The 11,105-nt window shown below is 39.2% G+C and carries 8 protein-coding genes; 3 read left to right on the top strand and 5 right to left on the bottom strand.

All coding sequences use genetic code 11. From position 1 onward, the window contains the following. Positions 1 to 147 precede the first annotated feature (147 nt). The 4 genes from I6F44_RS16155 to pomA form a co-directional block, all read right to left on the bottom strand. Positions 148 to 2,088: a DNA topoisomerase III gene (locus I6F44_RS16155; RefSeq protein ID WP_197174171.1), complete on the bottom strand. Its 1,941-nt coding sequence runs from the start codon at positions 2,086 to 2,088 to the stop codon at positions 148 to 150. Between the two features lie 70 nt (positions 2,089 to 2,158). Beyond that, entirely contained in the window at positions 2,159 to 2,647 is a 489-nt protein-coding gene (locus tag I6F44_RS16150) for a hypothetical protein (RefSeq protein WP_024593682.1), read from the bottom strand. A 151-nt stretch (positions 2,648 to 2,798) separates the two neighbouring features. Beyond that, entirely contained in the window at positions 2,799 to 3,719 is a 921-nt protein-coding gene (locus I6F44_RS16145) for a flagellar motor protein MotB (RefSeq protein WP_007587113.1), read from the bottom strand. Positions 3,720 to 3,721: 2 nt separating this feature from the next. Next, positions 3,722 to 4,489, bottom strand: a complete 768-nt coding sequence (pomA, locus tag I6F44_RS16140) for a flagellar motor protein PomA (RefSeq protein ID WP_007587114.1) — start codon at positions 4,487 to 4,489, stop codon at positions 3,722 to 3,724. A 321-nt stretch (positions 4,490 to 4,810) separates the two neighbouring features. On the opposite strand from pomA, the gene I6F44_RS16135 reads away from it, so the two are divergent. The 3 genes from I6F44_RS16135 to dxs all read left to right on the top strand — a co-directional run bounded on the left by I6F44_RS16135 (position 4,811) and on the right by dxs (position 7,911). Next, a complete protein-coding gene (locus I6F44_RS16135; protein ID WP_002961738.1) occupies positions 4,811 to 5,053 on the top strand; it encodes an exodeoxyribonuclease VII small subunit in 243 nt (80 codons plus the stop codon). 2 nt (positions 5,054 to 5,055) lie between these two features. After that, entirely contained in the window at positions 5,056 to 5,943 is an 888-nt protein-coding gene (ispA, locus tag I6F44_RS16130) for a (2E,6E)-farnesyl diphosphate synthase (protein WP_121955572.1), read from the top strand. 105 nt (positions 5,944 to 6,048) lie between these two features. After that, complete coding sequence (gene dxs, locus I6F44_RS16125) at positions 6,049 to 7,911, top strand: 1-deoxy-D-xylulose-5-phosphate synthase (RefSeq protein ID WP_121955573.1); 1,863 nt, start codon at positions 6,049 to 6,051, stop codon at positions 7,909 to 7,911. A gap of 73 nt (positions 7,912 to 7,984) precedes the next feature. Here dxs and I6F44_RS16120 read toward each other — a convergent pair whose 3' ends face one another. Further along, the gene (locus I6F44_RS16120) at positions 7,985 to 11,071 is read right to left on the bottom strand and encodes a ligand-binding sensor domain-containing diguanylate cyclase (RefSeq protein WP_007587118.1); all 3,087 of its coding nucleotides are present in this window, start codon (positions 11,069 to 11,071) and stop codon (positions 7,985 to 7,987) included. Positions 11,072 to 11,105: the final 34 nt, after the last annotated feature.

Below are 11,105 nucleotides of genomic sequence, written 5' to 3'. Positions count from 1 at the left end.
CTATGTCTAAACCAATTGTTGTAATCTTCATTTTGGTCTTCTCCCTTTGATTATTGTAACCACTTTAATCATGGCACATAGATGCCGTATAGGGAGGAGACCATTACATCAGGTTAAATAATATCGTTTAATAAAATGGCTCTGTAGCTAACTAGCAACAGAGCTTTTTTTATAACTCGACTTTTTAAAGGTCGCTTTTCCACCTCGTTTAGCAAAGCGTTTTTTAGGTGAGCTTTTTGGTAACCTTGCAAATGCATTGCTATCGCAGTTTGCTGCTAATTGTACAAACCCATTTAGGTCAGCAAGTAAAGGCTGTAAAAATTGCTGATAACTCATTACTTGCTGCGCGATATCACCTAAGCTCGATTCCCACTTTGCGGTTAAATCAGGACTCGCTAAACCTTGTGGTAATACGCTAATAAGGGCAAGTCCCGTTTCGGTCGCTCTAATTGACTTACCTTCACGTTTTAAAAAACGCCGCTTAAATAGCAACTCGATTATTCCCGCACGTGTTGCCTCCGTACCTAAACCATCAGTGTCTTTTAATACTTTTTTAATTTGTGGATCTTTAACATAACGACTAATGCCGGTCATCGCAGCCAATAATGTAGCATCGGTAAAATAAGCAGGGGGTGATGTATGCTTTTCGACTACTTCGCCTTGCTCACAAAAAAGAGACATACCTTTTGTTAAAGGAGGTAACGTAGCTTCATCTTTTAATTCAGACTTACCCATTAATACCTTAAAGCCTAAGCTTACATCTTGTTTTGCATTTGCTTTAAATAATCCGCCAGCGATTGTTATCTCTGCTTTAGTTTCGTTATGTATATAGTCGGGATAAAACTGAATTAGGTAATGGCGGCTTATTAATTGATATACCTTCGCTTCGTCACCGCTCAAACTCGCTGACTTTAACTGCTTAGCCGTAGGCACAATGGCATGATGGGCAGCCACTTTTGAATCGTTAAAACATTTACTACGCTTTTTTACATCAGCCCCATTTACTAATTCACTGCTTTGCCCACCATTAGCACTTATAGCTTTAAAAATAGCAGATGCATCTTGATGGTGATCTTTAGGTAAATAACGATTATCAGAGCGTGGGTAAGTAATTAGTTTATGACGTTCGTAAAGTATTTGGCAAATATCCAACACCTTTTGAGCTGGCATACCAAATGCTTTAGCCGAATCTATTTGCAGTGCAGATAAATTATAAGGTAATGGAGCACTTTGTTTTTTTTGTTTTTGGTCAAGTGAAGTAAGCTCAGCACTTTGCTTTGTAATGCGTGAAGCAACATTTTGTGCGAGTGCTTTGTTAAGTATTCGCCCTTCTTCATCTTGATGTGGCTCACATGCTTTACTAGGAACCCACTTAGCTATGAATGGCTGGTTATCTGGAGTAAGTAAATGCGCCAGTACATCGTAAAAAGGCTTAGATACAAAGTGTGCTATTTCGTTATCTCTATTAACAACAAGACCTAAAATAGGGGTTTGTACTCGCCCTACCGAAAGCACATTACCAAACCCTGCTTTTTGCCCAGCTAGTGTGTATGCACGTGTTAAATTCATACCAAATAGCCAATCAGCACGAGAGCGCGCTAAAGCAGATACACTTAGCGGAATAAAATCTCGATTAGAACGCATAGTACCCAGTGATTTTTTTACCGCCGATAAGTTTAAATCACTAATGAGTAAACGTTGCGTACTCTGCTTTTTAGCCTGACTTATTTTAGCTTCTTCAATTACTTGATCGACTAGTAGCTGGCCTTCACGGTCTGGATCGCCAGCGTGAATAAGTTGCGAGGCTTGTTTAATTAATTTTTTTAAAACAGTGAGCTGTTTACGTGTTTTGGTTTTGGCTTTTAACTTCCACTGTTCGGGTATTATAGGTAAGTGTTCAAACTGCCACTTTTTAAAGCGCTCATCGTAATCATCGGGTTCTGCTTGTTCTAGCAAATGTCCAATACACCACGATACACAATCGCCATTAGCGACTTCTATATAACCATCATATTTTTTATGTGGTTTTGGTAACGCATCAGCAATAGCGCGTCCAAGTGAAGGTTTTTCTGCAATGTAGAGTTTCATAGCCTGCTCATCACTGTTTATATAAACAGTAGTCTAGCACAGCTATTTTAAAGGAGGGAACTTTTTGTAACTATTGGCTAGCTGGGCTTTTTTTGTCTTTTGTTAAAATATAAATAAGCGGAAGATAACAAACAACAACGGTGCCTATATTAATAAATGGCAATAAGGTTTTATAAATGTATGTACTATAAGAAAGATCCCATAAATGGCGGTCGACTAATCTAAATAGCTGTAAAATTGGTGCCATAATAACAACCAATTGACCTAATACGCATTGCCATAAATAAACCTTATCTTTTAAACCCAGATATGCGATGAGTGCCATCCAAGCAATATCATTAAAGGCCCAAACAAGGTATCGATAAACATAAATCCCATTATCAAACTCTTTCAAGTAAGGATGAATAATGGTTCCATATAAAAAAAAAGCGGCTGTAATTAAAGCGAAACGCAGGGCCAAATAATCTTTTCTAAAATAAAAGATGAAAATAGCAGGGCTTAAAATAAACACCCAACTAGTATCTAATATCAATATAGTCTTTAAAAACCATTCAGGCATTAGAGTTAATCAAGTTTTTTTTCATCATCGTCATTACCACCGCCATTTCCTGGCATATGACTAAACTTATCGACCTTTTTCATAAACTATTCCGTTACATTTGTTAAAGAAAGCATACTTTATGATAAATAAGTGTGTTTGCCAATAAAAGTTATCTTACATCTATAGGAGCTGACTCTTTTGCTTTACCTTGTAATATAGATATTTCTACTCGGCGATTCCTGCGGCGATCTTCATCGGTGTCATTCGGTACAAGTGGTCGTGTTTCAGCTCGACCAACCACCATCATTCGCGTTTTATCAAATCCTTGGACTTTTTGCAGTTCACTTGCAACGGCTACAGCACGCTTTGATGATAGGTCCCAATTATTAATATATAACTCATTTGATACCTGAAAATCATCTGTATGGCCAGATACTGTTATTTCACCGGGTACATCTTTTAACAGCACACCGATATCTTGAATTATAGGTTTAAACTTAGGTTGTAAAAATGCACTACCAGAAGGAAATGAACCATTCTCTCTAATGCGAATAATTATTTGCTGCCCTAATGACTCAAGCTCAATTGCGCCATCGATTATTTGCTTTTCAAGCTGCTGCGCTATCTTTTTAACAAGCTCGTTAGTTTGCTCCTGATCGGCTGCTGAAGTTGCTTGCTCAGAAGATTCTTCTTGTGAGGTACTACGAGATTCGCCACCGCGTTTATCCCCGCGCTGTTCTTGCCTGCCGCCTGCTGAGCTTTCATCGCCAGCCTGAAACTCTAACATTTGTTGAGTCATTTCGACTGTTTGCTGCTGAATGGTTTCTATTGGAGTTGGCTCTGGTTTGCCTGGGGTAAACTCCATGGCAATAACAGAGGTCCCTTTAGGGATGTCTTTTACTTCAATTTTATTCTGCACACCAAAAGCAAACTTCATAGAGCCCGCAATTTGTTTAAACTTAAGTACATCCATTTCTGAAAACGCGAGCAAGAGTACAAAAAAGCACATTAACAGTGACATTAAATCGGCAAACGTTCCCATCCATGCAGGTAGACCTGGTGGTGGACATTTGCACTCTTGATCAGACATAGTTACTCCTCGGTATCTACTTTGCGTTTAGATTCAGCTAAGTAATTTTTCAAAATACCTTCGATTACTTTTGGATTTTGACCATCTTGTATACCTAAAATAGCATCCAAAATTAAACGCTGATTCATCGCTTCCTCGTCTTTACGCAGTTCAAGTTTTACCTGAATAGGAATTGCCACAACATTGGCTAAAAACGCGCCATATAAAGTTGTTAATAGTGCTACTGCCATTGCAGGACCAATTGCCTTTGGGTCATCCATGTTAGACAACATTGCAACCAAACCAATTAGAGTACCAATCATACCCATTGCAGGCCCTATATCAGCTAACGACTTAAATAAACCCGCGCCCAATTCATGGCGAGTCGTAGTTAGAGAAATATCTTTTTGAAGTGTAGCGCGAACTACATCTGCATCATGGCCATCAACGAGCATATCGACGCCTTTGCGCATAAAGGGGTTTGGAATTTCAGCTTCTTCGAGTGCTAAAAAACCGCCTTTACGAGCTGAATCCGCAAGTTCTACTGCTTTTTCGATAAGTATTTCTGGCGTTTCGATTTTAAACATAAACGCTTTGGCAACAACTTTACCTATTCCCAAAAATTGCGACATAGTGAAGTTTGATAAAACAATAAAGAGTGAACCACCAAATACAATAACCACAGACGGGGTATTGTAAAACATAGCCATTTCACCGCTACTACTCATAAACATAGACATGACAATTAAGCCAATTGCGCCTAGGATCCCGATTATGGTTGCTAAATCCACATTTCCTCCAGAAGTTTCATGCTTAATGGCCTTATCATAAACTTTTATTATTAACTGCTTATCGGCAACATATTGAATTGCTTAAGCCATTTTTATAAATAAACATAAAAAGCAGCCTTTAGCACTATCTTAGATCAAGTTATAAAGGCTACCTAATTATCAATTGATTTATTAAACCAAAAGACCGCTATTAAGGCTTTATTAATGCACTTGAAATATAATTTAACGTTATAAAGGTAAAAAACCAATATCATCCTTTGACCTAGTTTAGCATTCGCCCTAAAATTGACCCCTAAATTTATTATGTAAGCTGAAATAAAGATGGCGACTAAAAAACCTGAAAACTTAAGTTTCGAACAAGCACTAGAAGAATTATCTACAATCGTTAGTGACATGGAACAAGGTGACTTATCGCTTGAGCAATCGTTAAAGCAATTTGAACGTGGAATTGCATTAGCAAGTGCTTCATCAGGGAAATTACAGCAAGCAGAACAAAAAGTATCAATTTTGATGGGGAATGGCGAAAAGTCAGTACTTACAAACTTTGATAATGATATGGAATAGCTGTGAGCATAAAAAATCATATTGAACGTGCTCAAAAAGATGTAGTAGCGACCTTACAACAGCATTTTAACCAGCCTCTCGATACAGAAGAAACGGTAAAGAACGCCACCCAGTATGGATTATTTAATGGCGGTAAAAGATTACGTCCATTTTTAGTTTATGCCACAGGTAAAATGCTCGGCGCAAACCATCAAGACTTAAACGTACTTGCTGCTGCAATTGAGTGTATTCATAGCTATTCGTTAGTCCATGATGACTTACCAGCAATGGACGATGACGACTTACGCCGCGGACGCCCTACTTGTCATATAGAGTTTGGCGAGGCAAATGCAATTTTAGCCGGTGATGCTCTTCAAACTCTTGCTTTTGAGCTTATTGCGAATCACAAATTTGAATGCTCATCACAAACACAAGTAAAAATGATTGCTACACTTGCCCACGCATCAGGCCTTCAGGGTATGGTTGGCGGACAAGGCCTTGATATAGCAGCAACTGATAAAGTGATTACCGTACAAGAGCTTGAGCGAATACATAAGCTAAAAACCGGAGCTCTAATTAATTGCGCAATTACACTTGGTGCACTGTGCAGTGAAAAGGCTGATCAACAAACCTTAGAAAATTTAAGTATTTTTGGGTATGCTATAGGGCTAGCATTTCAAGTACACGACGACATTTTAGATGTTGAAGGCGATACAGTTATTTTAGGAAAGCCACAAGGCTCCGATATTGCCGCGAATAAAGCGACATATCCGGCGTTATTAGGTATGCTAGGCGCTAAAGAAAAGGCGCAGAATTTAATACAACAAGCCCATGAAGCGTTAGCAAATATAGATGCTGACACAACACTTCTTGCGTCGCTAGCAAATTACCTAATTGAGCGTGACCACTAATTTTTGCTCATACGTATTGCAATTAGCACTGACATTATTACTCAACATTAATTATTCGTAAAAGCTTTGAATTAATTAATGTTAGCGAAGGATATATATAAAACCATGACACTTGATAGTAGCAAGTATCCATTACTTAATTTGGTTGACGAGCCAGCCCAATTGCGTGACTTAGCGCAAGACAAACTCCCTGCATTTAGCAATGAGCTGCGCGATTATTTACTCAACTCAGTATCGCAAAGTAGCGGTCATCTAGCGTCTGGTTTAGGGACGGTTGAACTAACCGTTGCGCTGCATTATGTTTATAACACTCCAGACGATCGCCTAGTTTGGGATGTGGGTCATCAAGCTTATCCGCATAAAATTCTTACTGGTCGTCGCGAGCAAATGCACACTATTCGCCAAAAAGACGGTTTGCACCCTTTTCCTTTTCGCGATGAAAGCCAATACGATACGTTTAGCGTAGGCCATTCAAGCACCTCTATTTCAGCTGCCTTAGGTATGTCTATTGCTGCACAAAAAGAAGGTAAAGGTCGAAAGTCTGTAGCCATTATTGGTGACGGAGCTATAACCGCAGGCATGGCATTTGAAGCGATGAATCATTTAGGTGATGTAAAATCAGACATGCTTATTATTTTAAATGATAACGAAATGTCGATTTCTGAAAATGTTGGCGCATTAACAAATCACTTTGCTCGAATTTTATCAGGTAGCTTTTATACTAACATTCGTGAAGGTAGTAAAAAGTTACTCTCAGGTGTGCCTCCGGTAAAGCAACTTGCCAGTAAAATGGAAGAGCACATTAAAGGCATGATGATCCCGGGTACCTTCTTTGAAGAATTAGGCCTAAATTACATTGGTCCCATTGATGGTCACGATGTAAACATGCTTGTAGATACATTACGTAATATGCGTAATTTAAAAGGCCCACAGCTTTTACATATAAAAACCCAAAAAGGTAAGGGCTACAAACCGGCTGAAGCCGATCCTATTGGCTATCATGGTGTACCAAAATTCGATCCGAGCACAACTAGCCTACCTAAATCTAAACCTAGTGCTGCTACTTTTTCAAAAGTATTCGGCGATTGGTTATGTGATATGGCCGAACAAGACAGTAAGTTAATGGCTATCACGCCTGCAATGCGCGAAGGTTCAGGCATGGTACGTTTTTCTAAAGAGCATCCAGATCAATACTTTGATGTAGCTATTGCTGAGCAGCATGCCGTTACTTTAGCCGCTGGCTTTGCCTGTGAAGGTTTAAAACCTGTTGTTGCTATTTACTCAAGCTTTTTACAACGTGCGTATGACCAATTAATACATGATGTTGCACTGCAAAACTTACCTGTATTATTTGCCATTGACCGCGCTGGTATTGTGGGAGCCGATGGTGAAACTCACCAAGGTGCGTACGATTTAAGCTTTATGCGCTGCATTCCAAATATGGTAATTATGGCACCAAGCGATACCAACGAGTGCCGTCAAATGCTGTATACCGGCTATAAAGCAAATTGCCCAGTTGCTGTTCGTTACCCTCGCGGTAGTGCAGGTACTGCAGACATTGAAAGCACTATGCAACTGCTTGAAATAGGTAAGGCAGATACAATTAAGAAAGGCAGTAAAATTGCCATTTTATCGTTCGGTACATTACTTGAAAATGCACAGCTTGCTGCAGATGAATTAGATGCAACGCTTGTTAATATGCGCTTTATTAAACCACTTGATACCGCACTTTTAAATGAGCTTGCAACTAGCCACGATGTAATTGTTACGCTTGAAGATAATGCGATTGCTGGCGGTGCCGGCTCTGCAGTTAACGAATTCTTAGCAACGCAAAAAGCTGATATTAATATCCTTAACTTAGGTATTCCTGATGAGTTTATTAAACACGGCACCCAAGATGAAATGCACAATGAAATGGGGTTAGGCGAGCAAGGAATATTAACCGCTATTAAAGCGTTCATTAATTAACTTCCTATACATCTAAAGTTGAGCATATTAAGAAAGGAGCCTAGGCTCCTTTTTTAATATCAAATATTGCTGATCAGCGCATCCACACTTTAATATCAGCTAGGCCATTGCTTTGTAAAATACCTAATTGTTGATCAACGTTAGAATTTTGTTCAAACTCAAATGCATCAAGCTGATCATCAAACGTAATATTTGCAACACCATCACCACCGCGCTTTTTAACTTGGTGCAATGAAATATCAGCTAGGTTAATAGATGTTTCCCAGCTAATTACCTGCCCACCCAAAAGTGGTAATGGATAAAATGACCAACCAATTGATGCCGTGATATTAGTTGTTTTTCCATTTGGTAATTGGAATGAATTAGCCGCTATTACTTTACAAAGATCTGAAGCATAGCTGTCTATTTTATTGCATTTAAAATCACGTAATAATAGTAAAAACTCATCACCACTCCAACGTGCCACATAGTCAGAACCCTGCGTACGCGAATTTAATAATGCAGCCATTTGCTGTAAGCAGCTATCACCTGCAATTGGGCCATAGGCATCATTAATACGGCTGAAATTATCAAAGTTAATAATTACCAGCACCAGTGACTTGCCTTGTGCCTGCAGCGATTGTGAATTACGTTGAAAGTGTTCAATATCTTTAGGGAGTTGATCAAACAAAAAGCGACGGCTACGCAGCCCTGTTAGCTCATCTGAGTGACTAACTAATTTAAGCTGTGAATTCACTTGGCCTAATTTATCATTAGCTTGACGAAGCTCTAAGGTGCGCTCGGTGATCAAGCCCTCTAATGCTTCTTGTTTTCTACGCTCTTGCGCTCTAAACACCCAAAAAATAAGGTAGAAAAGCAAAATAAAGCCACTGGTAATTAAAAGCCTAAAGTAAATAGTTTCGTCAAAGCGCTCAGGCACTACAAAACCGTATTCTACTTCTTGCGCTTTAGTCCAGTCTTCACCTTGGCGCTTCGCTTCTAATTGAAACAAAAACGAGCCTGGAGGCAAGTTAGTATAAATAGCTTCACGTCGCGTATTAGCATAGCGCCAGTCACTATCTAAGCCACTTAGTTTATATCTAAATTCAATACTGTTTGGTGCATAGTAATCAATAGCTGTGTAAGTTAGCGTTATATCACGCTCGTCTGTTTCTAATGATGGTTTTTTACCAAGCGCAGCGGTGGTTAAATGACGAAGTGGTGTTGTTATTGTTTCTATTGTTGGCTTTAATGCAAGCACACCAAATAGCTCTACATTTTTAGGTATTTCAACAACACCTTGTAAGCTTGGGTACCAAATAGAATTGCCGGTGTCTGCTACCGCATCATGCCCAAGTCCACTACAACATTGATTCGCTTTACCATCGAGTTGACGGTCAAAAGATGAAATCACTTCTTCAACTTTTAAGCTTTTTATCTCTGTTTTAAATTGCTCTACAGGCATTCTGTAAACACCTTTCATGGTGCTTACCCAAACATGTTTTAACTTTTCATCATATTCTAGGCTAAATATAGACCCATACGGTAAACCATTAGCTGCATCGAGTTGACGCCACTGCCCTTGCGTACTTCTGTAAAAAAGCCCATCGTTAAGAGAGCCGATTAAAATACCCACGCCATCTATATGTAGCACGCTAGTTACGTATGCACTTTCAAGTGTTGTTTGGTCACCAATTTTTTCAATGCCACGGTCTGTAAAGTAATATGCGCCTTTACTAGTGCCAATCACACCAAAGTTTGTTTTATCCAATACGTAGGTAATAAACTTACTACCTAAAAAAGCGTTATATGCAAAAGGCGTTAAACCAGCATAATTTAATCGATATAAACCGCGTCCGGTGCCAATCCAAAAACCGCCTTTACTAGAGCGACTTATTGCAAATACCGGGTTATCGCGAAGCGCTCGACCAGGGACGGTATAGAGTGTCTTGTTTTCAAAAACAAATAAGCCGCGCCCCGTGGCTATATATAATCGTTCACCATCGAATTGTAGATCGTGTACTGACGCGTATCCATATTTACTACTTGGAACTAAATTAATAAAACTTTTATCTAAATCGAAATAACCGATGCCGCTTTTGTTAGCAACCCACAGTTTTCCATCTGGAGCTTGGCTAATAGCCATAACAGACTCGGTCATATCTGAAACTGCTGAATGCCTTTCTACCCGCCCTTCATGGGCAAGCCATAAGCCTTCACTAAAACTTGCTAACCAAACGTTATTTTTATCATCTCTAAAAATATCAGCAAACCATATGCTTTGATCAAGTTGGCTTGGCTCTACCCATTGCCACTCACCGGTTTTATCTCTAAATAATAAACGTCCATAAGTCGAAACCCATAAGCCACCATCGGTATCACTCATAAACTTATAAACGGCTGAGTTATTTGCATTAGGTAAAGGAAAAGGTCTTAGTTCGTCATCTAAATCTAAAAAGTATGCACCTAGCTCAGAGGCTATATACAAATTACCGTTTAAGAATGATAAATCGTGCACTATGGTTTGCGCTAAGCGCTCTGGTAACGATATTTTAGCGGTAAGCTCTAAACGTAGTTTAGAGAAATCTGATGAGTTTTTAGTAAGGCGTAATAAATGACGATCATTAACCAGCCAAATACCTTCAGGAGAGAGTGCCATTTGGCTAACAGAGCCAACAATTTGGGTAATTACGGTAGCATTAACAATAGGTAGGGGACCATTTACTTGAGTGCGTAAATCAACTTGCCCTCTATCTACATAGTATAAACCATTAGCCGCAATCCATATGCTGCCTTTAGAGTCCTCAAGAATATCTCTTACTGGACCTTTAATATTAAACTCTTGTGCTGCAAATGTGGCAGGATTAATAACTACCAAGCCACTTTTAGTACCTACCCACAATAAGCCACTAGAATCGACTAAAAGTTTATTAATACCATTACTAGGCAAGAACGGGCTATTTTGCGTGTTGTAGTTTGTAAACGTTGTGCCATCAAAACGGCTTAAGCCAAACTGAGTACCAAGCCACATATAGCCTTGCTGGTCTTGTACTACGCTTTTAAGTGATTGCGAAGGTAGACCATCTTTTATATTCCATTGCTTAACTACGTAATCACTAATTGAAGCCCAACTTGGTGTCGCGCACAACATCAGTACACAAACCAGTAAAAATCGCATCATATTGCTGCCACCTAGTTAAACAAATCAAATATAA

Source organism: Pseudoalteromonas sp. NZS11_1 (assembly GCF_015864275.1).
Taxonomy (GTDB): Bacteria; Pseudomonadota; Gammaproteobacteria; order Enterobacterales; family Alteromonadaceae; genus Pseudoalteromonas; species Pseudoalteromonas arctica.
This window is presented reverse-complemented; position numbering and strand designations above follow the sequence as displayed.

Excerpts from the sequence above, each read along its gene's own strand:
- I6F44_RS16155 (WP_197174171.1), bottom strand. The coding sequence starts at position 2,088 with ATGAAACTCTACATTGCAGAAAAACCTTCACTTGGACGCGCTATTGCT.
- I6F44_RS16150 (WP_024593682.1), bottom strand. The coding sequence starts at position 2,647 with ATGCCTGAATGGTTTTTAAAGACTATATTGATATTAGATACTAGTTGG.
- I6F44_RS16145 (WP_007587113.1), bottom strand. The coding sequence starts at position 3,719 with ATGTCTGATCAAGAGTGCAAATGTCCACCACCAGGTCTACCTGCATGG.
- I6F44_RS16135 (WP_002961738.1), top strand. The coding sequence starts at position 4,811 with ATGGCGACTAAAAAACCTGAAAACTTAAGTTTCGAACAAGCACTAGAA.
- dxs (WP_121955573.1), top strand. The coding sequence starts at position 6,049 with ATGACACTTGATAGTAGCAAGTATCCATTACTTAATTTGGTTGACGAG.
- I6F44_RS16120 (WP_007587118.1), bottom strand. The coding sequence starts at position 11,071 with ATGATGCGATTTTTACTGGTTTGTGTACTGATGTTGTGCGCGACACCA.